We start from the raw sequence: 21,060 nt of genomic DNA on the forward strand, positions 1-21,060 counted from the left end.
GCGGAGGTGTCAGGAACAGCGCGGGAGTGGAGCCGGTCCGCGGCGTCCGCGGCCCCGTCCTGGGTCCCGCCCCGAGCTGCGGTGGGTGGGGAGGACGGGGCCCTCCCTCACGCGGCCGGGGAGTTCCCCCGCGTGACCAGGATCGCCAGCTCGGTCCGCGAGCGGACGGAGAGGCGGCGCATCGACGTCGTCAGGTGGCTCTTCACCGTCGCCAGGCTGAGGAACAGCCGGCCGGCGATCTCCTCGTTGCTCAGCCCCTGGGCCACCAGCTCGGCGACCTCGCGCTGCCGGTCGGTCAGCCGGTCGAGGGGCCGCAGTTCGGGAGCCGACCGCGGCTGCGACCCGGTCGTCAGGTGGCGCACCAGGTGGCTGGTGGCCGCGGAGTCGAGCGCGGCCTCGTCGCGGGCCAGCGCCCGCACGCCGTCCACGAGCCGCTGCGCCCCCGAGCGCCGGGGCAGGTAGCCGCGGACGCCGGCACGCAGGATCTCGACCAGCTCGTGCTCGGAGTCCGTCTCCGGCTCGGCGAGCACGAGGACGGCGGCGTTCTGGCGGCAGAGGGTGCGCAGCAGCGGGAGGGCGTCGCCGGCGACCAGGCCCTGCCGGACGACGACGACCACGGCACCCTCGCCCTCGGCCGCCTCGAGGGCCTCGGGGAGGTGAGCGGTCTCGGCGACGACCGCCATGTCCGGTTCGGCCTCCAGGACGACCCGCAGCCCGGTGCGGAAGACCTCGCGGTCCTCGCACAGGAGCACGCAGACCAGACTCGTCGGAGGCCGGACGGCATGCGGTCGGACGGGCACGGGCCCGCCGGACCGGGGCGCGGGCACGGGGCCCGCCGCGCGCGGTCGTAGGTCCTCTACCAGGCCCGCTCCCCCAGCAACCACGGATTGGTCCATGTCGTTCCCCCCTGTGTCCGACCCGTAGATGCTCCCGCCCGACGGACCGGCAGTTCCGACACGCGTCCGTCTCCTCCGGACTGGAGTGACTCTAACCTCGTTGTGGCAGGTTCTGTCGAGATACTTCACAGCTATTTCACAGGACTTCGCGCGAGGCTGGTTCGATCCCGCTCAACAACCGGCGGGAGGCGCTCCTCAGCCGGGATCGGGGTGGGTGCTGCGGTGCACGTGGATGGCCAGCTGGGTGCGGTCCCGCAGGCCCAGCCGGCGCAGCGCCACCGTGATGTGGCCCTTCACGGTGGCCCGGCTCAGCTCCAGCCGCTCGGCGATCTCCGCGTTGGTCAGGCCCTCGGCCACGAGCTCGGCGACCGCCTGCTGCCGGGCGGTCAGCGGGCCGTGCACCCGGGGCCGCCCGTCGTCCCCCGACCGCGCCACGTCGTCCAGGCGGTGCAGCAGCTCCCCCGTGACGTTGGCGTCCAGGACGGTCTCCCCACGGGCCACCGCGCGGACGCACTCGATCAGCCGCTGCGAGCTGACGGCCGCGTGCACGTAGCCACGCGCTCCGGCCCGCAGGACCTCGAGCAGGTCACTGGCGGCACCGGCCTCACCGAGCAGCAGGACGCGGGTGCCCGTGCCGGTCATCTCGCGCACCAGGTCCGGGAGGACGGGCCCCTGCCCGTCGACGCCCAACAGCGTGACGTCGGGCCGGGCCGTGGAGGCCAGCGGCAGCGCCTCGCCGACGCAGGCCGCCTCTGCCACGACGCGGACACCGGGGATGCGGCGGAGCACGGCGCGCAGGCCGTGCCGGAAGACCTCGTGGTCGTCGCAGATCAGCACCCGTACCGGGGGATCGGCGTCGGACACCCCTGAAGCGGACACGGCGTCGTCGGGTTCGGCCATGCGTGTCAGCTCCACTCCTGTCCGGCCCCGTGAGGGGCAGCGTCAGGCCGGTTCCGGAAGTTAGGACCGCCATGGTGCCGGTCGCCACAGATCCGGGCGAGCCGATCACGAGCCGTCGGCGAGTTCATACCCGGGTAGGGGTCTCCGCCCCTCCAGGTGGGGGTCGTACGTCCTGGTAGTGGCCGGGAGTCGTCCTCCCGGATGACTCGGCCCCGACGTCCGGACGGCGTCGCTGCACCCTGGGACGGGGCGGTCGCACACCCCCCACCCTCCCCGGGGTGTGCTCCTGAACTGCACCTGTGGCCGATGTGCCGGCCCCCGCCGGCTTCCTAGCGTCGTCGTATCCCGAGCCCCTCCCCGGGCCGCAGCGACGCTGGGAGACACCGTGCACCAGACCATGATCATCGCGAGGATGGCGCCGGCCGACGCCGACAAGGTGGCCGAGATCTTCGGCCGCTACGACGCCACCTCGATGCCGCACGAGATCGGTGTGCGGAACCGGTCCCTGTACCAGTTCCACGACATCTACGTGCACCTCATCGACTTCGACCGACCCGCGTCGGAGGCGATGCGCATCGCCCAGTCGCTGCCGGACTTCCGTGCCGTGAGCGAGGACCTCCGGCCGTTCATCCAGGCCTACGACCCCGGCTGGCGCTCACCGCAGGACGCGATGGCCCGGCGCTTCTACCACTGGTCGTCCTCCGAGTGAGACCGCTCCGGGCGACTGGGAGGACGTCATGACACGTTCCGCGCCGACCACCACCGCGTCCGCCGCGGCGGCGCCCGACCACGTGGGGTGGGTCAGCTGCCCCGACTGCGGGTGGCTGCTCTACCGCAAACGGCTCGACCGCAACCTGCACGTCTGCCCGGAGTGCGACCACCACCTCCGGCTCAGCGCCCGGGCCCGGATCGTCCTGCTCACCGACCCGGGCAGCTTCACGGAGGTGGCGTTCCAACCGGGCGCGCCCGACCCGCTGTCCTTCACCGACCTGCGCGACTACCCCGACCGGCTGGCCGACGCCGCGCGCCGCTCCGGCGAGTCGGAGGCCGTCGTGGTCGGCGTGGCCCGCATCGGCGGGTGCGAGACGGTCGTCGCGGTCATGGACTTCGCCTTCCTCGGCGGCAGCATGGGCGTCGAGGTCGGCCGACGGGTGAGCGGCGCCGCCGAGCTGGCCCTCGAGCGCGGCCTGCCCCTGGTCACCGTGTGCGCCAGCGGCGGTGCCCGGATGCAGGAGGGTGTCTTCTCGCTCTTCCAGATGGCCCGCGCCAGCGAGGCGTTCGGCCGGCACCGCGAGGCCGGGCTGTTCTCGGTGTGCGTGCTGACCGACCCCACCTACGGCGGGGTGTCGGCCTCCTTCGCCACCCTCGCGTCGGTCCTGGTCGGCGAGCGCGGCGCGCACGTCGGCTTCGCCGGGCCGCGCGTGGTCCAGGAGACCATCCGCGCCGAGCTGCCCGCGGACTTCCAGACCGCCGAGTTCCTCCTCGCGCACGGCCTGGTCGACCGCGTGGAGAACCGGGCCGACCTGCGGCCGCTGCTCGCCCGCCTGCTGGCCCTGCACGGGCCCGGCGTCCCGCCCGGGGAGACGGAGGACGCCGAGGACGACGGGAGCCCGGTCGACGTCGCGGTCGACGACGACCCGTGGGACGTCGTCCAGCGGGCGCGGGTCGTCGAGCGGCCCACCACCCTGGACTACCTGCACACCGCGTTCGACGACTTCGTCGAGCTGCACGGCGACCGGGCCTTCGCCGACGACCCCGCCGTGGTCGGCGGGATCGCCTCGATCGGCGGCCGCACGGTCGTCGTCATCGGCCAGGAGAAGGGCCACACGGTCCGCGAGCGGATCGCCCGCAACTTCGGGATGCCGCACCCGGAGGGCTACCGCAAGGCGCAGCGGCTGCTCGACCACGCCGAGGCCTTCGGGTTCCCGGTCGTCACCCTCGTCGACACCCCCGGTGCCCACCCGGGACCGGAGGCCGAGGAGCGCGGCCAGTCGCACGCGATCGCCGAGATCATCATGCGCAGCAGCCGGCTCCGGGTGCCCGTCGTGTCGGTGGTCACCGGGGAGGGCGGCAGCGGCGGCGCGCTCGCGCTGTGCACCTCCGACCGGCTGCTGGTCCTGCAGAACGCCTACCTGTCGGTGATCAGCCCCGAGGGCTGCGCCGCCATCCTCTGGCGGACGGCGGTGGCCGCACCGACCGCCGCCCGCGCCATGCGCCTGGGCGCCGCCCACCTGCGGGCGTCCGGGATCGCCACCTCGGTGGTGGCCGAGCCCCCCGGTGGCGCCCACACCGACCCCGCCGAGGCAGCCCGCCTGCTGCGCCGCGCACTCGTCCGCGAGCTGGACGACGTCTGCCGCCTGGACGTGGCCACGCTGCTGGACACCCGGTCCCGGCGGTTCGAGCGCATCGGCGGGGACGACCGCCCCCTGCAGCCCGTGGAGGGATGACCGTGTCAGCGAGTGAGTTCCCCCCGCGGACGATCGCGGCGACGCCCGCGACCGGGCCGGACGACGAGGCCCCGGACCTGCGCGACGAGGTCCTGGCGCTGGCGCGCAGCCTGCCCGGCGAGCTGCGCAAGCTCACCGTCCGCAACGGCGACCGCGCCATCGAGGTCGAGTGGGCCCCCGAGGCCCCGCCGGCCGGGGTGGCCGGGGTGGTCGCACCGCCCGCGCCCCCGGCGCAGGGGACCCCTGGCGGCGGCGCCCAGCCGACGGCACCCCCCGAGCCCGCGCCGGAGGTGGCGGCGACCGTCCGCTCCCCGCTCGTCGGCACCTTCTACGCGGCGCCGTCACCCGGGGCCGACCCGTTCGTCCGGGTCGGCGACGAGATCGAGCCGGGTCAGACCGTCGGGATCGTCGAGGCGATGAAGCTGATGAACCCGATCGTCGCCGACGAGGCGGGCGTGGTGGCCGAGGTCCTCGTGGGCGACGCCGAGTCGGTCGAGTACGACCAGGTGATCATGCGGCTGCGGCCTCCGGGACGGTCCCGGTGATCGGTCGCCTGCTCATCGCCAACCGCGGCGAGATCGCCGTCCGGGTCGCCCGGGCCTGCCGCGAGCTGGGCATCGAGGTCGTCGCCGTCTACTCGACCTCCGACCGCAACTCCGCCGTGGTGGACCTGGCCGACGAGGCCGTGCACATCGGGCCGGCCCCGGCCCGGCGCAGCTACCTCAACGTGGCCAACATCGTGGAGGCGGCCCTGCGCACCGGCGCCGACGCCATCCACCCCGGGTACGGCTTCCTCTCCGAGGACCCCGACTTCGCCGAGATCTGCGCGGCGGAGGGGCTGACCTTCGTCGGCCCGCCCCCCGCGGTCATGCAGCAGATGGGCAACAAGGCCACCGCCCGCCGGCTCATGGCCGAGGCCGGCCTGCCGCTGCTCCCGGGCGTCGTGGAGCCCGTCGGCAGCGTCGACGAGGCCCGGGCGATCGCCGCGCGGATCGGCTACCCGCTGATCATCAAGGCGGCCGCGGGCGGTGGCGGGCGGGGCATGACCGTCGTCCGCGAGCCCGAGGACCTGGCCGACGCCTTCACCGCCACCCGGGCCACCGCCCGCGCGGTGTTCCGCGACCCCGCCGTCTACCTCGAGCGCCACCTCACCGGAGCGCGGCACGTGGAGGTGCAGATCCTCTGCGACACCCACGGCAACGGCGTCTCCCTCGGCGAGCGGGACTGCTCGCTGCAGCGGCGCCACCAGAAGCTGCTCGAGGAGGGGCCGGCCGGCCACCTCACCCCCGAGCAGCGCGCCGAGCTGGGACGGCTGGCGGTGCACGGCGCCCTCTCGGTCGGCTACACCGGCGCCGGGACCATGGAGTTCCTCGTCGACGGCTCCGGGTCGGCGTACTTCATGGAGATGAACGCCCGGATCCAGGTCGAGCACCCGGTCACCGAGCTGCTCACCGGCGTGGACCTCGTCCGCGAGCAGATCCTGGTCTCGGCCGGCCGGCGGCTGCAGCTGCGCCAGGCCGACATCGTCCCCCGGGGTGCGGCCATCGAGTGCCGGATCAACGCCGAGGACCCGGCCCGCGGCTTCGCCCCCGCACCCGGCCGGCTCGACGTCCTGCAGGTGCCCGACGGGCCGTGGACCCGGTTCGACACCGGCTACCGGCAGGGCGACGTGGTCAGCCCGGACTACGACTCGCTGCTCGGCAAGCTCGTCGTCTGGGCACCCGACCGCGAGCAGGCCATCCGCCGGATGGACCGCGCCCTGGCCGAGCTGCGGGTCGAGGGCCCCGGCGTGCACACCACCATCGCCCTGCACCGGGCCCTGCTGCGCGACCCCGACGTCACCGCCGACCGCCACGACGTGCAGTTCCTGGACCGGAAGCTGCCCGAGGTGCTCGCCCGGGCCGCGGCCCTCGCCGACGCACCGACACCCGGGTTGCCCGCCTCCCGCGGCTCCCTCTCCCTCGTCCAGCCCCCGGCCGCAGACGCGCAACCGGATCCCGCCACCCCACCGGAAGGAACGACACCGTGCCCGACACGACCTTCACTCTCAGCGACCTCATGACCCTGCTCACCGAGAAGGCCGGCCTGCCCGCGTCGTCGCACACGACCGACCCGGACGCCCACTTCGCCGACATCGGCCTGGACTCGCTGGCCTTCCTGTCCATGCAGACCGAGCTGCAGGACCGCTTCGGCACCGAGATGCCCGACGACAGCCCGGACAACTACACGCTCGGCCAGATCGTCGACCAGGTCAACGCGGCCCAGTCGTCGGCCGGCATGGCCTGAAGCAGAAAGAGGACCCCGTCCTCCCACCCCCCGCGAGCTGGGGGTGGGACCCGGGACGGGGCCAACGGCGGGCCCTGCAGGGAGGCCACCCGTCCGCACCCTCGCCTACACCCCCAGGAGTGAACCTGTGAGCAGCACCGTCGAGCCGGGCACCCGCACCGCTGGGCACACGGACAACTCGATCCTCATCGACGCCCCGATCGACCACGTCTGGGCGATGACCAACGACCTGCGGTCGTGGCCGGACCTGTTCACCGAGTACAGCGAGGTGGAGATCCTCGCCGAGACGGACACCTGGTTCCGGTTCCGCCTCAAGATGCACCCGGACGAGAGCGGGCGGGTCTGGAGCTGGGTCTCCGAGCGCGAGCTCGACGAGGCGGCCCGCGAGGTGCGCGCCCGCCGCGTGGAGCCGGGGCCCTTCGAGTTCATGGACATCCGCTGGTACTACGCGCCGGAGGGCTCCGGCACGCGGATGCGGTGGGTGCAGGACTTCCGGATGCGTCCCGAGGCCCCGATCGACACCGAGGGCATGACGCAGCGGATCGACGCGAACAGCAAGGTCCAGATGTCGATCATCAAGGAGAAGGTGGAGGCGGCGGCCGCCCGGTCCGGGGAGCCGGAGAGGTGACGGGCGCCGCCGTCGTCCTCGCCGGGGAGGCCGGCGTCCGGGCCGGTGCGATCGACGCCTGGCTCGACGACGCGGCGGCCCGCGCGGTGGTCGACGAGGCCTCCGCGGTGGTGGGGCGCGACGTGGCCACGTGGTGGCGCGACCCGCTCAACCTGTCGTGCGACACCACGGCCGCGCACGTCGAGGTCGTGGTGAGCGGGGTCGCCGGCTACCGGAGCCTCACCGCACGCGGGCTCCGGCCGGTGCTGGTCGCCGGGCACGGTGTGGGCGAGTACGCCGCCCTGGTGGCCGCCGGCGCCCTGCCCCTGGACCAGGTCGTCGAGCTGGTCCACTGGCGTGCCGAGCTGCTGTCGCTGTCGCCGCGCCCGTCCTGCGCGGGCATGGCGGCCGTCGTCGGGCCCGGCGCCGACGAGGTCGCCCGCACGGTCGTCGCCGAGGTGGGCCGCACCGGGCCGCTGTCCGTGGCGTCGATCGACGGCCCGGCGCAGGTCCTGCTCGCGGGCGGCTGCGAGGCCCTGGAGCGGGCGCGGGAGGCCGTGGTGGCCGCCGGACTGGACCTCGTCCGGCTGCCGGGGCGCAACGCCTGCCACGGCCCGCTGGTCGCACCGGTCGCCCGGCACCTCGCCGCCGCCCTGGCCGACCTCGAGTGGTCCACACCCGAGGTGCCCGTCGTCCCCAACGCCGACGGCCGGCCGACGACGGACCCCGCGCAGCTCGCCCGCTGCCTGCGCGCCCACCTGACCTCACCCATCCAGTGGGAGGCGACCTCGCACGCGCTGGTCGAGGCCGGCGTCACCGCGGTGGTCGAGGTCGCCGCCGTCCCCGTCCTGGGACCGCTGGTCCGCCAGGTCGCCCCCGACCTCCCGGTGCACCTGGCCGCCGGACCCGGCACGCCGCTCCCCACCACCCCGCCGGAGCCCGCCCCCGCGGTGCCCGTCCCGACCCGAGGAGAGACATGACCACCATCCAGCACGCGCCGGCCACGCCGACGCGCTGCGGCCCCACCGTCCACCGCGCCGACACCCCGCCCAACCGCCGCCGCGGCGGGGACATCCGGGTGCTGCTCTCCCCGGCCAGCGTCGGCTCGACGGCCGGCTTCATGGGCACGCTCACCCTGGAGCCCGGCGAGGTCGTCACCGAGCACTGGCACCCCTACTCGGAGGAGTTCCTCTACTGCCAGGAGGGCGACGTCCTGGTCACCCTGGACGGCGAGGAGCGGCGGCTGGTCGGCGAGTCCGCCGTCCACATCCCGATCGGCGTGCGGCACCGCATCGTCAACGACTCGTCGACGACAGCGACCTTCGTGTTCCTCTGCGGCCCGCTGGCCCCGCGGCCGGAGCTCGGGCACGTGGACACCGAGCTGCCCCCGGGCGTGCGGTGAGCACCGACCGACGGCGGGTCGTCGTCACGGGGATCGGGGTGGTCGCGCCCGGGTCGGTCGGGCGCGAGGCGTTCTGGGACATGATCACCGCGGGGCGGACGGCGACCCGGCGGATCACGTTCTTCGACCCCAGCCGCTTCCGGTCGCAGGTCGCCGCCGAGGTCGACTTCCACCCGCGCCAGCTCGGGCTGAGCGCGCAGGAGGTCCACCGCAACGACCGATTCGTGCAGTTCGCGATGGTCGCCGCCGACGAGGCGGTCGCCGACAGCGGGCTGCGCCTGGGCGTCGGCGACGCGCCGGACGCGCCGGAGCCCGAGCGGGTCGGGGTCACCCTCGGCAGCGCCGTCGGCGCGACCATGCGGTTGGAGGACGAGTACGTCAACGTCAGCGACGCGGGCCGGCACTGGCTGGTCGACCCGCGCTACGGCTCGCGGTTCCTGCACCAGGCCCTCGTGCCCAGCTGCGGGGCCACCGAGCTGGCGGTGCGCTTCCGGGCGCAGGGCCCGGCGACGGTGGTCTCCACCGGCTGCACGTCGGGCATCGACGCGGTCGGGTACGGCAGCCAGCTGATCGAGGACGGCGACGCCGACGTCGTGATCGCCGGCGCCAGCGACGCGCCCATCTCGCCGATCTCGATGGCCTGCTTCGACACCATCAGGGCGACGACGGACAACAACGCCGACCCCGAGCACGCCTCCAAGCCCTTCGACGCCCGCCGCAACGGCTTCGTGATGGGCGAGGGCGCCGCGGTGATGGTGCTCGAGGAGCTGGAGCACGCCCAGCGGCGCGGTGCGGAGATCTACTGCGAGGTCACCGGCTACGCCAACCGCTGCAACGCCTTCCACATGACCGGGCTGCGGCCCGACGGCGTGGAGATGGCCGAGGCCCTCGACCAGGCGCTGGCCCAGGGGCGGATCGACGGCGACGAGGTCGGCTACGTCAACGCCCACGGCTCGGGAACCAAGCAGAACGACCGGCACGAGACCGCCGCGGTCAAGCTGAGCCTCGGCCAGGCCGCCTACAAGGTGCCGATGAGCTCGCTGAAGTCGATGGTCGGGCACTCCCTCGGCGCGATCGGCTCCATCGAGATCGCCGCCACCGCCCTGGCCGTGCAGCGCCAGGTCGTCCCGCCGACGGCCAACTACGAGGTGCCCGACCCCGAGTGCGACCTGGACTACGTGCCCAAGACCGCCCGCGAGCACAAGGTCGACGTCGCCGTCTCCGTGGGCAGCGGGTTCGGCGGCTTCCAGTCGGCCATCGTGCTCGCCAAGCCCGACCGGAGGGCATCGTGACCGAGCTGGCGAGGTCGCGCAGCGACCGGGCGACCGAGCCGACCGTGATCAGCGAGGAGGGGGTCGTCACCGAGGTGGCCGGCCCCGCCCGCGAGACCGCCCCGACGGGACGGGCCATCATCCCGGACCGGCGCGGCCGGACGACCCGCCTGCTGGTCACCGGCATCGGCGTCGTCGCCCCCAGCGGCGTCGGCGTCGAGGAGCACTGGCAGACCCTCCTCCGCGGGGAGCTCCGGGTGGGCCCCATCGAGGGCTTCGACACGTCGAAGTACGGCGTCTCGCTGGCCGGGCAGGTGCGCGACTTCGACCCCGACCGGTTCGTCACCCCGCAGCTCAAGGTGCAGACCGACCGCTGGACCTGGATGTCCCTGGCGGCGGCCACGCTGGCCGCCGAGGACGCCGGCTACGTGCCGCCCGAGGAGGCCTACGCGACCTCGGTGTTCCTGGCCGCCGGCTCGGGGGGCAACGAGTTCAGCCAGCACGAGATCCAGGGGCTGTGGGCGAAGGGACCCCGGTCGGTCGGGGCCTACCAGTCGATCGCCTGGTTCTACGCGGCCAGCACCGGTCAGGTCTCGATCCGCGACGGGTACAAGGGTCCCTCGGGCGTCGTCGTCAGCGAGGGCGCGGGCGGGTTGGACAGCTTCGGCTGGGCGCGGCGCGTGGTGCGCCGCGGCACCCCGGCGGTGCTCGTGGGCGGCACCGAGGCCGGGATCTGCCCCTATGCCCTGCTGTGCCAGGTGACCAGCGGGCGGCTGTCCACCGCCGCCCGCCCGGAGGACGCCTACAAGCCCTTCGACCGGCGGGCCAACGGTCACGTCATCGGCGAGGGCGGCGCCATCCTGCTGGTCGAGGAGGCCGACGCGGCACGGGCCCGGGGTGCGCGGCACGTGTGGGGCGAGGTGGTCGGCTACGCCGCCACGCACGACGCCCACCACCACGAGGACGCGGCTCCCGACGCCACCCAGTACGCCCGGGCCATCCGGATCTCGCTGGCTGACGCCGGCGTGACGCCGGAGGACGTGGACCTGGTGGTCGCCGACGGCGCGGGCGTACCCGAGCTCGACGCACTGGAGGCCCAGGCGCTCACCGCGGTGTTCGGGGAGCGCGGCGTGCCGGTGACGGCGCCGTCGAGCTGGACCGGGCGGCTCATGGCCGGCGGGTCGGCGCTCAACGTGGCGACCGCCCTGCTCGCCATGCGCGACGGGGTCGTGCCCGCCACCGGAAACGTCGACGAGCCGGTGGAGGAGTACGGGCTGGACCTGGTGCGCGAGAACCGGGAGTCCGACCTCGACGTCGTCGTCGTGCTGGCCCGGGGCTTCGGGGGCTTCAACAGCAGCCTGGTGCTGCGCCGCGCCCGCGAGGAGACGCCGTGACCACCTCCACGACCGGGACCCGGGCCGTGGTGCGCACGATGCTGCGGATGCGCACCCGCGAGGGCTGCGAGGCGGAGTTCGAGGCCGCCTGGCGCCGGGCCGCCGCGGAGATCAGCCGGGTGCCCGGCAACCTCCGCCAGGAGCTGATCCGCGACGCCGACGACCCCCGCACCTTCCTCATCACCAGCGACTGGACCGACCGGGCCGCGGTCGACGAGTTCGGTCGCAGCAGCGCCCGCGAGACGCTCACCGAGGCGCTGCGCGACCTGCGCGAGGACGCGGCCCGCAACACCTACGAAGTGCTGGCCGTCGTCCCGGGCGAGCAGGGGACGGCATGACGGCGGTGCACGAGGACGGCGGCAGGGCGACCGTGCGGACCCTCCTGCGGATGCGCGCGCGGGAGGGTTGCGAGGCGGAGTTCGAGGCCGCCTGGCACCGGGCGGCCGCGGAGATCGCCTGCGTGCCCGGCAACCTCCGCCAGGAGCTGATGCGCGACGAGGGCGACCCGCGCTGGTTCGCCATCGTCAGCGACTGGACCGACCGGGCGTCGGTGGACGCCTTCGGCCGCAGTGCCGCCCGCGAGACGCTCACCGAGGCACTGCGCGACCTGCGCGAGGACGCGACCCGTTCGACCTTCACCGTGCTGGCGACGGTGGAGGCCGAGCGCCGGCGGCCGGTGCGCATCGACTTCTCGACCAGCGTCAAGCCGGGCGAGCAGGTGGCCTTCGAGCGCGCGTACTCGACGGTCACCCAGCGGATCGGGGACTCCCGCGGCTACGTGCGCGAGGAGCTGCTGCGCGACGCCAGCGGCCTGCGTTACCACATCTTCGCGGAGTGGGAGTCCGAGGACGACTTCGTGCAGTGGGTGGAGGACCCCTCCCACATGGACGCCGGCGCACCGCTGGCCCGGTGGCACTCGGTGGAGTTCCGGCGTGAGGTGCTGGAGATCCGCCAGCGGCCCGATGCGGACGACGACTTCCCACCGCTGGCCTCGCCCGGCGGGGACGTCGAGGTCGAGCGGGTGCGCGTCGACACCGCCGTCGCCGTCGAGCCCTGGGAGCAGGAGGCCTTCGAGCTCGCCTACCTCGCCGCCGCGCAGCTGGCCCGCAGCGCTCCCGGCCACGCCCGCGAGGAACTGCTGCGCGAACCCGACGGGCGGCGCTACCACGTCGTCGCCGAGTGGGAGTCCGAGCAGCGCTTCACCGACTGGGCGGCGGAGCCGGCGAACTGGGCTGCCGGGCCGCTGGGCCGGTGGCTGGCGAGGGGCGAGGACCGCAGGGTCTTCGCGCTGCGCGTGCGGCCCGTACCGCCGTCGGTCGAGGACGGCGCGACCCCCGCGCCCGCGCAGCAGCAGCCGGCCGCCGTTCCCGAGGGGGTGCCCGTGGCACCGGAGCCCGACCTGGAGGCGGTGGCCGGGCAGCCGGTGCGGCTGTCCCCCGACACCGAGCCGGCCCTCGCCGCCGCGCTCCCCACCAGCACGCTCCCCACCAGCACGCTCCCCACCAGCACGGTGCCCAGCGCCAGCGTGCAGGAGTTCGTGGAGAAGCCGGACGACGGGCACGCGCCCGCCGCGGCGGCGCTGCCGCCCGCCCCGTCCGACCTCGCCGAGGCCTCCCGCACCGCCGGGCGGGCGGTCGAGGTGCTCGTCGTGGGCGCCGGCCCGGCCGGCCTGACCCACGCGATCGAGCTGGCCCGCCGCGGCATCGCCGTCCGCGTCGTGGACAAGCGCCCCCAGGCGTCCACGCAGGCGGACAAGGCGATCGGCATCCACTGCCGGACGATGGAGATCTGGGAGGACCAGGGCATCGTCACCGAGGCGATGGACGCCGGGATCTGGCTGTACGGCCAGACGGTGTTCGTCAACGGCCAGCAGACCCACCAGGTCGACTGGGCCGGCCTCGACGAGCTGCCCTACGCCCACCTCGGGCTGCCGCAGTACGACACCGAGCGCATCCTCGGCGCCAAGCTCGCCTCCCTCGGCGTGGTCGTCGAGCGCGGGGTCGAGCTGGTCGCCTTCACCCAGGACGACCAGGGCGTCACCGCGCAGCTGCGGCACCTCGACGGCGAGCAGGAGACCACCCGGGCGCAGTACCTGGTCGGCTGCGACGGGGCGCACAGCGCCGTCCGGTCCGGGCTGGGGCTGGCCTTCGAGGGCGGGCTGTCGATGTTCCCGCAGCTGTTCATGCTCGGGGACGTCGACGTCGACTGGGACCTGCCGGCCGGGCACCTGGTGCGCTTCGTGCGCATCGAGAACGAGGACGACTTCACCGGGATGCTCGTCTGCGTCCCCCTCAAGGGCCGCAACCGCTACCGGATCGCGACCCTGGCCCCCCAGCGGTGGCAGGACGCGGTCGGCTCCGGCGTCGTCCCGCCCGGGTTCTGGCAGGAGTACGAGCCGCCGACGCTGGCCGACATGCAGGCCGCGATCGACGACCTCGGCCCGCCCGGGACGACGGCGAGCAACCTGCGCTGGTCGTCGATCTTCCGGATCAAGCACGGCATCGTCGACCGCTACCGCGAGGGGCGGGTCTTCGTCGCCGGCGACGCCGCGCACCTGCACCCGCCGGCCGGCGGGCAGGGGATGAACACCGGCATCCAGGACGCCTGGAACCTCGGCTGGAAGCTCGCCCTCGCCGTCCGCGGGCTGGCCGCGCCCGGACTGCTGGACAGCTACGAGGCCGAGCGCCGTCCCGCCGGGAAGATGATCGTCGACCGGGCCGTGGCCATCGCGTTCACCGACGAGATGGACATGGAGGACGAGAAGGCGCAGTTCCTGCTCGAGATGCAGATGACCATGAACTACGCCGGCAGCCCCCTGGTCGGCGAGACGGCCCCCGGCGGCTTCCCCGCCGGGCCGGAGCCCGGGCACCGCGCGCCGGACGTGCACGGGCTGCGGCGCTTCGGCGTCGCGCACCCGCTGCGGCTGTTCGACCTCACCCGCGGCACCCGCTCCACGCTGCTGCTGTCGGCCGACGCCACCGCGTCGGAGGAGCAGGTGTCGGACCTGGAGAAGCTGGCCGTCGCCGTGCGGCAGCAGACCCGCGGCGAGGTGGGCGCGTACCTCGTTGCCGCGCCCGACGCCCGGCTGCCGCTGCTCGTCGACCTGCCCGTCGTCCGCGACGCCGAGGGCACCTTCGCCGCCGCCTACGGCACCGCAGGCGCGGGGACGGCGGCCTACCTGGTGCGCCCCGACGGTCACGTCGGCTTCCGCAGCCGCCCGCTCGACGAGGACGCCCTCCTCGACCACCTGGCCGGGGTCTTCGCGCAGTGACCGGCCCGGCAACCGGCCTGGCTGCGGCGCACCCCCGACCGACCGCACCCGAGATCGCCCCACCCCCGAGGGAGACGCCATGACCCAGACCGCACAGCCGGCCCCGGCGGCCGCACCCCCGGACGACGTGGTCCCCGGTCAGGAGATCTACACGCCGGAGTTCCGCGCCGACCCCTACCCGGTCTACGCCCGGCTGCGCGCCGAGCGGCCGGTGGTCAAGGTGCGGACGCCGCGCTTCGACTCCTTCCTGGTCACCCGCTACGAGGACGCCCGGGCGGCGCTGTCGGACCCGCGGTTGTCCAAGGACCTGTACCGCGCCGGTGACACCTACCTCGCGGTGTTCGGCGAGAAGGCGCGGCAGATCAACACCAACATGCTCAACTCCGACCCGCCCGAGCACAGCCGGCTGCGCCGCCTGGTGACGCAGGCGTTCACGCCGCGGCGGATCGAGGCGATGCGCCCGCGCGTCGAGGAGATCGTCGAGGGGCTGCTCGACCGGATGGCCCCGCGGGGGGAGACCGAGTTCGTCGACGAGTTCGCCCTGCGGCTGCCGCTGGCGGTGATCGGTCACCTGCTCGGCATCCCCGAGGCCGACCACGAGGAGATCCTGGCCGGCACCCAGGTCATCCGGACGGTGGGCACCGGCGGGCGCAGCCCCCAGGAGGACCGCGCGGCCATCGGGCAGGCGCAGGAGCGGCTGCACGCCTACTTCAGCGGCCTGGTGGCGGCCAAGCGCCGGGAGCCCGGCGAGGACCTGGTGAGCGCCCTGATCGCCGCCCGCGACGGGGACGGCCGGCTGTCGGAGGCGGAGCTGGTGTCCACCTGCTTCCTGCTGCTGTTCGCCGGCTACCAGACCACCTCGGACTTCCTCGGCAACGCCGTGGTCGCGCTGCTGACCCACCCCGAGGAGATGCAGCGGCTGCTGGACGACCCCGACCTGCTGCCCGACGCCGTGGAGGAGCTGCTGCGCTTCGACGGCTCGGTCCCGGTGTCGAGCTTCCGGTTCGCCACCGAGGACCTCGAGATCGGCGGCGTGCCGATCCCGGAGGGCTCGATCGTCACGATCGTGCTCAGCGCGGCCAACCACGACCCCGCGCTCGTCCCCGACCCCGACGCGCTGGACCTGCGCCGGGGCCAGACGCAGCACATGTCGTTCGGCCACGGCATCCACTACTGCCTGGGCACCGCTCTCGCCCGGCTGGAGGCGACGACCGCCCTGCGGCGGATCCTCGTCCGCCTGCCCGATCTGCGCCTCGACGTCCCCGTCGAGGAGCTGCAGTGGCTCCCGGCCGCCTCGGCCTTCCGTGGGCTGCTCGAGCTGCCGCTCCGCTTCACCCCGACCCCGTGAAGAACCCCGTCCCGCAGAGGAGCACGTCATGACCTTCCGACCGTTCCGCAACGTGATCGTGTGCCACATGGTGCCCGGCAGCGAGGACAAGGTGGGCCCGGTCTTCGACCACTACGACCGGGCCACCCGCCCCCAGGACCTCGGCGTCATCGGCCGCATCCTGCTGTCGCACGAGGACCTCTACCTGCACGTCATCGAGCGCAAGGAGGACCCGGCGGTGTCCGGGCAGCGACGGGGGCTGCCCGCGTTCCAGGCGATCGCCGAGGCCATTGCGCCGTACGTCACGCCGTACCCGAGCTACTGGGAGAACCCCTCGCACTCCGTGGCCAAGGAGTTCTACCGCTGGCTGCCCGAGGGCGACGTGCCCGAGGACCGCGAGCTGACCGTGATCGTGCAGCGGATGAAGCCCGGAGCCGAGCCCGACATCGCCCGCGTGTTCGCCGACTCGGACGCGGGCGGCCTGCCCGTCGAGACGGGTGTGACCGGGCGCTGGCTGTACTCGATCGACGACGTCTTCGTGCACCTGCTCGAGCAGGACGTCGAGAAGGCCGCGGCCGTGCGCGCCAACCACGAGTCGCACCGGCCGGCGTTCGCCAAGGTCATGCACGAGCTGAGCCCCTACGTGAGCCCGTACCAGCCGGAGGGCTGGCAGGGTCCGAAGGACTCGGTGGCCACGGTGTTCTACCGCTGGCAGGCCGACGACTGGCAGCCCGAGGCCTGAGGGACGAGTGCCGACGATGACCCTGCGCGGGATCTCCACCCTCATCCACCTGGTCGATGACGTGGCCGCGGCCACGGAGTGGTACACCGACCTCCTGGGTGCGGGGCCCTTCTTCACCCGGCCCGGGCCCGGCGGACGCGTCCAGTACGCCAAGTTCGCCGTCGGCGACTCAGGAGCCGAGCTCGCCATCGCCGACCGCACCAAGGCCCCACCCGGCACCGTGGCCGGGCCGGGCGGCGTGATCGTGCACTGGCGGGTCGACGACCTCGACGCCACCCTCGCCCGCCTGCAGGAGATGGGCGCCAAGGAGTACCAGGGGCGTACGCCCCACGGGCCGTTCGTCACCGCGGTCGTGATCGACCCGTTCGACAACCTGCTCGGCCTGCAGGGCATCGCGGCCACCCCGCACTACTCCGACGACCGCGACTGCGCCCCGGTCACCACCTGACCGTCGCCGTCGGCCGCCGGCCCGGACCACCCCGGGCCGGCGGCCACCCCCTGTCCCGTCCATGCCTCTGGCAGCAGCGCCCCGACCCGTACGACCCGCCACCGGCGCGCGCCGGCCCTCGGCGTGCGCCCTCCGCAGATCGCCCAGGAGGACTGCCCGATGCACGCGCACACCCGGACCCCGCGCCGCACCCTGCACCTGCTCACCGCCGCGGGTGCCATGACGGTCGCGCTCACCGCCACCGGCGAGTCGGTCGCCCACGCGGCATCCGCGAAACAGGCCTACAAGGACTACGCGGCGAGCCAGTTCAGGAGCGCCGCCCAGTTCGACTGCCTCGACCAGCTGTGGGAGGCCGAGAGCAACTGGAACCCCACCGCGCAGAACCCGACGAGCACCGCGTACGGCATCGCCCAGTTCCTGGACGCGACCTGGGCCACCACCGGCATCGCCAAGACCTCGGACCCGTACCTGCAGATCGACGCGGGCCTCATCTACATCGACGAGCGCTACGACACCGCCTGCAACGCATGGGCCTTCCACCAGGCCAACAACTGGTACTGACGCGCCGACGACGAGGGCCCCTCCCGCTGCGGGAGGGCCCTCGTCCGTCGTCAGGCGGCGGCGACGGTCTCCATCGCCTCGGCGGTGAGCTGCACCGACCGCAGCCGGCCCTCCACCCCGGGGAACTGGTGGGCGACGATCAGCTCGTCGGCGTCGGCCTCCCGCGCGAAGCCGGTCAGGTACTCGCGCACCTCGGCCGGCGTGCCGACGGCGGTGTGGGTCAGCATCGTGTCGACGTGCAGCCCGGCGCCGCCGTCGAGCAGCAGCTGCGCCTCGTCGTCCGACAGCTGCCTGCCCCGGCCGAACAGGCCGACGGCCAGCGTCCGGCGGACGGCGGCGTACGCGGACTCCGCGGCCTCGCGGCTGTCGGCCGCCACCGCGTTCACCCCGGCGATCACGTACGGCCGGTCGAGCTGCGCCGACGGCGTGAACTCGCGCCGGTAGGCCTCGACCGCGGGCTTCAGCATCGCCGGCGCGAAGTGCGAGGCGAAGGCGTACGGCAGGCCCAGCGCGGCGGCGAGCGTGGCGCCGAACATCGACGAGCCCAGGATGTACAGCGGCACGTTCGAGCCCTTGCCGGGGACGGCGTCGACGCCGGGCACCGTGGTCTCGCCGGTCAGGTAGCCCTGCAGCTCGAGCACGTCCTGCGGGAAGCGGTCGGCCGAGCGCGGGTCGCGGCGCAGCGCGTACATCGTGTTCTGGTCCGAGCCCGGCGCCCGGCCCAGCCCGAGGTCGATGCGGCCCGGGTGGACGGCCTCGAGGGTGCCGAACTGCTCGGCGATCGTCAGCGGCGAGTGGTTGGGCAGCATGACGCCGCCGGCGCCCAGCCGGATGGACGAGGTGTGCGCGCCGACGTGCGCGATGAGCACGCTGGTCGCCGAGGAGGCGATGGTCGGCATGTTGTGGTGCTCGGCGTACCAGACGCGGCGGTAGCCGGCCTGCTCCGCGCGCTGGGCCAGCGCGACGCTCGCCGCGATGCTCTCGCCCGGCGTCTGACCCTTGGAGATCGGCGCCAGGTCGAGGACGGACAACGGGATGCTCATGTGCTCACGTACCTCTCGACCGGTGTTGCCCAGGACAACCGTCGCGGCGACCGTCGCCTTCCCCCGTCGGTGTGAGACGCCTTCCAGGTCCCCTCGTGCCTGCCGACGGACGAGGACGAGAGGAGCCCGTGCCATCCGCGCCGGCACGAGGGTGGGTCGCACCATCGCGCGTGCCGAGCGGGCGCGGCGACCCCGCCCGCTCCGCTACGCCGGCCCCGGGTCGACCGCCCGCCTCGGGCCGGGGGGCCGTGACCCAGCGGGGACGGGCCACGGCGTGGGGCTGGGCACCGTACACGGGCCGGGTGCCGTCGCTCCCCTGGTTCCTGCCGTCGCGCCGCCAGGCGGCGCGGACGGTGCTGGGCGCCGCGCGCGGACGAGGTCGCCGGCGACGCTGCCGGCGCTCACCCGCTGACGGCGTCCCCGTACTCGGCGCCCATCGCGCCGGTCTCGACCTCGCCGCCCCGGCGGTAGGTGCACAGCAGCACGCCGGTCGGCGTGGCCGCCGACGAGGTCAGCCGCCACGACCGCGGGATCGCGCCGTCGCCGAACAGCCGCTTGCCCTCCCCCAGCACCACCGGCGCCACGACCAGGCGCAGCTCGTCGACCAGGTCGGCGCGCAGCAGCGTCTGCACCAGGCCCGGCGAGCCGTGCACCTGCAGCTCGCCGCCGTCCTGGTCCCGGAGAGCGCGCACCGCCTCGACGACGTCGCCCTCCACGAGCCGCGCGCCGGACCAGTCGAGCGAGGTCAGCGTCCGCGAGGCGACGTGCTTGGTGCGCGTGTTGAGCGCCTCGGCGACCGGGTCGTCCTCCGTCGGCGCCTGCGGCCAGGCCCCGGCGAAGATCTCGTAGGTCCCGCGGCCGAGCAGGAAGTCCTCGACGCCGGCGAACCAGGCGTCCATCTGCCCACCCAGGGTCTCGTCGAAGAACGGCACCAGCCAGCCGCCGTGCGCGAAGCCGCCGGTGGTGTCCTCGTCGGGGCCGCCGGGGGCCTGCACGACCCCGTCCAGCGTCGTGAACTCGGTGACGACGAGCGGTCGCACGGCGCTCCTCCTCGGGTGCCGGCCGCCTCCGGTGACGGCCTCTGCGGGTAGGACGACGAACCGGCCGGCGACTCATCGGCGCTGCTCGCGCGGTCACGCACCGTGACGACGCGGCGGCCGACCCCCAGCCTGGGAGTCACCCGGGCGGGCGTCCGGGGGTGTGCCACGCCGCACGCCCACCTCGACGCTCCTGCTGCCCGACGGGGGACGGGCCGGCCGACCCCTGCGTGCACGACCACGGGGGGTCATCGTGAAGCGCACCACCGGTCTCGTCACCACAGGGGCACTCGCCCTCGGCACCACCGCCCTGCTCGGCACGGCCGCGCCCGGCGTCGCCTCGGCGTCCGGCTGCGGTGTCACCACGCTCGACACGGCCGGCCTCGAGAGCACCTTCACCGGCGCCCTCAGCGGAGTGGGCGGCGGCGCCACTGCCGAGGTGCTCCCGGGGGGCCTGCGCATGACGACCCCGTCGGCCGACGCCGACCCGGACGGGGCCGCCTACGCCGCCTGGTTCATGGACGGCCTGGACATCGCGCTCGCCGACGCGACGGCGCAGTCGAACTACGCCCTCGACACCACGCCGGCTGCGGGGCAGCCCCTCGACAACCACCCGACGTACGAGCTCTACGTCGACCTCGACGGGCCGGGCGCCGGAGGCGAGGACCTCCTCGTGTACTGGGCACCCGGGGCGGGCGAGCCGACCGACGTCTGGGAGAGCGCGTTCGGCCCGCTGACCGCGATGGACCCGGACGCCGCCGAGGCGCCCGAGGAGGGCACCCTCGCCGACATCAGTGCCGCCTACCCCGCCGCCACGGTGACCAGCCTCGGCTTCCAGCTCATCGACCAGCCGGGCGCCGACGTGGTCGTCCACGGTCTGACCTTCGGTTGCAACGAGTTCCGGTTCAGCTCCGGCTCGGGCGGTGGCCCCGGCGGGAACCCGGGCGGCGAACCCGGCGGCGACCCCGGCGGCGACCCCGGGGGCGACCCGGCCAACCAGGCGCCGATCGCCGCCGTCACGGCCACCAACACCGGCGCGACCTTCACCTTCTCCGCCGCCGGGTCGACCGACAGCGACGGCGAGATCGCCGGTTTCACGTGGAGCTTCGGTGACGGCTCCGCCCCCGCCGAGGGCGAGGAGGTCGTGCACCAGTACGCCGCTGCCGGCACCTACACCGTCACGCTGACCGTCGTCGACGACGACGGCGCCTCCACCACGGCCACCCGCGAGGTCGTCGTCCCCGCGACCGACGCGGGCGGCCCGACCGACCCGGCGGAGCCGACCGAGTACGGCACCCCCCTGCCCACCACCGGTGCCGACGTCCTGGGCCTGGCCGCGATCGGCGGTCTGGTGCTGGCCGGCGGTGGCGCCGGGCTGGTCGTGAGCCGTCGCCGCAAGGCCGGCTCCGCGTCCTGACCGTGGCCACC

General features: G+C 74.4%; 21 protein-coding genes. 17 read left to right on the top strand and 4 right to left on the bottom strand.

Going from position 1 to position 21,060, the window contains the following annotated elements; translation table 11 throughout:
* Window positions 1–107: 107 nt before the first annotated feature.
* On the bottom strand, window positions 108–752 hold the full coding sequence (locus ACI79G_RS11335) for a LuxR C-terminal-related transcriptional regulator (protein ID WP_456881230.1): 645 nt from the start codon (window positions 750–752) through the stop codon (window positions 108–110).
* Between the two features lie 339 nt (window positions 753–1,091).
* Window positions 1,092–1,796, bottom strand: coding sequence for a LuxR C-terminal-related transcriptional regulator (locus ACI79G_RS11340; RefSeq protein WP_456881231.1), 705 nt, complete (start codon window positions 1,794–1,796; stop codon window positions 1,092–1,094).
* A gap of 397 nt (window positions 1,797–2,193) precedes the next feature.
* Between ACI79G_RS11340 and ACI79G_RS11345 the strand changes: the two genes are divergently transcribed.
* The 16 genes from ACI79G_RS11345 to ACI79G_RS11420 all read left to right on the top strand — a co-directional run bounded on the left by ACI79G_RS11345 (window position 2,194) and on the right by ACI79G_RS11420 (window position 17,552).
* Window positions 2,194–2,505, top strand: a complete 312-nt coding sequence (locus ACI79G_RS11345; protein ID WP_456881232.1) for a TcmI family type II polyketide cyclase — start codon at window positions 2,194–2,196, stop codon at window positions 2,503–2,505.
* A 28-nt stretch (window positions 2,506–2,533) separates the two neighbouring features.
* The gene (locus tag ACI79G_RS11350; protein WP_456881233.1) at window positions 2,534–4,243 is read left to right on the top strand and encodes an acetyl-CoA carboxylase carboxyltransferase subunit alpha; all 1,710 of its coding nucleotides are present in this window, start codon (window positions 2,534–2,536) and stop codon (window positions 4,241–4,243) included.
* Window positions 4,240–4,788 (top strand): acetyl-CoA carboxylase biotin carboxyl carrier protein, encoded by a 549-nt coding sequence (gene accB / locus ACI79G_RS11355; protein ID WP_456881234.1) that lies wholly within the window; start codon window positions 4,240–4,242, stop codon window positions 4,786–4,788. Before ACI79G_RS11350 ends, accB begins: the two co-directional genes overlap by 4 nt.
* Entirely contained in the window at window positions 4,785–6,305 is a 1,521-nt protein-coding gene (locus ACI79G_RS11360; protein WP_456881235.1) for an acetyl-CoA carboxylase biotin carboxylase subunit, read from the top strand. Before accB ends, ACI79G_RS11360 begins: the two co-directional genes overlap by 4 nt.
* Window positions 6,269–6,529 carry an acyl carrier protein gene (locus ACI79G_RS11365; RefSeq protein ID WP_456881236.1) on the top strand — a complete coding sequence of 87 codons (261 nt, stop codon included), beginning with the start codon at window positions 6,269–6,271 and terminating at the stop codon, window positions 6,527–6,529. The genes ACI79G_RS11360 and ACI79G_RS11365 overlap by 37 nt, the downstream gene beginning before the upstream one ends.
* A gap of 127 nt (window positions 6,530–6,656) precedes the next feature.
* Window positions 6,657–7,157: an SRPBCC family protein gene (locus ACI79G_RS11370; RefSeq protein ID WP_091221336.1), complete on the top strand. Its 501-nt coding sequence runs from the start codon at window positions 6,657–6,659 to the stop codon at window positions 7,155–7,157.
* On the top strand, window positions 7,154–8,116 hold the full coding sequence (locus ACI79G_RS11375) for an ACP S-malonyltransferase (protein ID WP_456881237.1): 963 nt from the start codon (window positions 7,154–7,156) through the stop codon (window positions 8,114–8,116). The genes ACI79G_RS11370 and ACI79G_RS11375 overlap by 4 nt, the downstream gene beginning before the upstream one ends.
* Entirely contained in the window at window positions 8,113–8,538 is a 426-nt protein-coding gene (locus ACI79G_RS11380; protein ID WP_091221331.1) for a cupin domain-containing protein, read from the top strand. Before ACI79G_RS11375 ends, ACI79G_RS11380 begins: the two co-directional genes overlap by 4 nt.
* Window positions 8,535–9,830, top strand: a complete 1,296-nt coding sequence (locus ACI79G_RS11385; RefSeq protein WP_091221330.1) for a beta-ketoacyl-[acyl-carrier-protein] synthase family protein — start codon at window positions 8,535–8,537, stop codon at window positions 9,828–9,830. Before ACI79G_RS11380 ends, ACI79G_RS11385 begins: the two co-directional genes overlap by 4 nt.
* The gene (locus tag ACI79G_RS11390; RefSeq protein ID WP_456881238.1) at window positions 9,827–11,203 is read left to right on the top strand and encodes a beta-ketoacyl synthase N-terminal-like domain-containing protein; all 1,377 of its coding nucleotides are present in this window, start codon (window positions 9,827–9,829) and stop codon (window positions 11,201–11,203) included. Before ACI79G_RS11385 ends, ACI79G_RS11390 begins: the two co-directional genes overlap by 4 nt.
* Complete coding sequence (locus ACI79G_RS11395) at window positions 11,200–11,541, top strand: antibiotic biosynthesis monooxygenase family protein (RefSeq protein ID WP_245700504.1); 342 nt, start codon at window positions 11,200–11,202, stop codon at window positions 11,539–11,541. The genes ACI79G_RS11390 and ACI79G_RS11395 overlap by 4 nt, the downstream gene beginning before the upstream one ends.
* Entirely contained in the window at window positions 11,538–14,474 is a 2,937-nt protein-coding gene (locus ACI79G_RS11400) for an FAD-dependent monooxygenase (protein ID WP_456881239.1), read from the top strand. Before ACI79G_RS11395 ends, ACI79G_RS11400 begins: the two co-directional genes overlap by 4 nt.
* A 79-nt stretch (window positions 14,475–14,553) precedes the next feature.
* Entirely contained in the window at window positions 14,554–15,822 is a 1,269-nt protein-coding gene (locus tag ACI79G_RS11405; RefSeq protein WP_456881240.1) for a cytochrome P450 family protein, read from the top strand.
* Window positions 15,823–15,850: 28 nt separating this feature from the next.
* Window positions 15,851–16,543 (top strand): TcmI family type II polyketide cyclase, encoded by a 693-nt coding sequence (locus ACI79G_RS11410; RefSeq protein ID WP_456881241.1) that lies wholly within the window; start codon window positions 15,851–15,853, stop codon window positions 16,541–16,543.
* A 16-nt stretch (window positions 16,544–16,559) separates the two neighbouring features.
* Window positions 16,560–16,991 (top strand): VOC family protein, encoded by a 432-nt coding sequence (locus ACI79G_RS11415; RefSeq protein WP_456881242.1) that lies wholly within the window; start codon window positions 16,560–16,562, stop codon window positions 16,989–16,991.
* A gap of 159 nt (window positions 16,992–17,150) precedes the next feature.
* Window positions 17,151–17,552, top strand: coding sequence for an aggregation-promoting factor C-terminal-like domain-containing protein (locus tag ACI79G_RS11420; protein WP_456881243.1), 402 nt, complete (start codon window positions 17,151–17,153; stop codon window positions 17,550–17,552).
* 50 nt (window positions 17,553–17,602) lie between these two features.
* Here ACI79G_RS11420 and ACI79G_RS11425 read toward each other — a convergent pair whose 3' ends face one another.
* Together ACI79G_RS11425 and ACI79G_RS11430 are read right to left on the bottom strand one after the other, a co-directional pair.
* A complete protein-coding gene (locus ACI79G_RS11425) occupies window positions 17,603–18,595 on the bottom strand; it encodes an LLM class flavin-dependent oxidoreductase (RefSeq protein ID WP_456881244.1) in 993 nt (330 codons plus the stop codon).
* 401 nt (window positions 18,596–18,996) lie between these two features.
* Complete coding sequence (locus ACI79G_RS11430) at window positions 18,997–19,635, bottom strand: dihydrofolate reductase family protein (RefSeq protein ID WP_456881245.1); 639 nt, start codon at window positions 19,633–19,635, stop codon at window positions 18,997–18,999.
* Window positions 19,636–19,885: 250 nt separating this feature from the next.
* On the opposite strand from ACI79G_RS11430, the gene ACI79G_RS11435 reads away from it, so the two are divergent.
* A complete protein-coding gene (locus tag ACI79G_RS11435; RefSeq protein WP_456881246.1) occupies window positions 19,886–21,049 on the top strand; it encodes a PKD domain-containing protein in 1,164 nt (387 codons plus the stop codon).
* The last annotated feature ends 11 nt before the right edge of the window (window positions 21,050–21,060 follow it).

It is taken from the genome of Geodermatophilus sp. SYSU D00779, assembly GCF_054050595.1.

Excerpts from the sequence above, each read along its gene's own strand:
- ACI79G_RS11405 (WP_456881240.1), top strand. The coding sequence starts at position 14,554 with ATGACCCAGACCGCACAGCCGGCCCCGGCGGCCGCACCCCCGGACGAC.
- ACI79G_RS11340 (WP_456881231.1), bottom strand. The coding sequence starts at position 1,796 with ATGGCCGAACCCGACGACGCCGTGTCCGCTTCAGGGGTGTCCGACGCC.
- ACI79G_RS11410 (WP_456881241.1), top strand. The coding sequence starts at position 15,851 with ATGACCTTCCGACCGTTCCGCAACGTGATCGTGTGCCACATGGTGCCC.
- ACI79G_RS11400 (WP_456881239.1), top strand. The coding sequence starts at position 11,538 with ATGACGGCGGTGCACGAGGACGGCGGCAGGGCGACCGTGCGGACCCTC.
- ACI79G_RS11420 (WP_456881243.1), top strand. The coding sequence starts at position 17,151 with ATGCACGCGCACACCCGGACCCCGCGCCGCACCCTGCACCTGCTCACC.
- ACI79G_RS11350 (WP_456881233.1), top strand. The coding sequence starts at position 2,534 with ATGACACGTTCCGCGCCGACCACCACCGCGTCCGCCGCGGCGGCGCCC.
- accB (WP_456881234.1), top strand. The coding sequence starts at position 4,240 with ATGACCGTGTCAGCGAGTGAGTTCCCCCCGCGGACGATCGCGGCGACG.
- ACI79G_RS11425 (WP_456881244.1), bottom strand. The coding sequence starts at position 18,595 with ATGAGCATCCCGTTGTCCGTCCTCGACCTGGCGCCGATCTCCAAGGGT.
- ACI79G_RS11380 (WP_091221331.1), top strand. The coding sequence starts at position 8,113 with ATGACCACCATCCAGCACGCGCCGGCCACGCCGACGCGCTGCGGCCCC.
- ACI79G_RS11415 (WP_456881242.1), top strand. The coding sequence starts at position 16,560 with ATGACCCTGCGCGGGATCTCCACCCTCATCCACCTGGTCGATGACGTG.
- ACI79G_RS11345 (WP_456881232.1), top strand. The coding sequence starts at position 2,194 with ATGATCATCGCGAGGATGGCGCCGGCCGACGCCGACAAGGTGGCCGAG.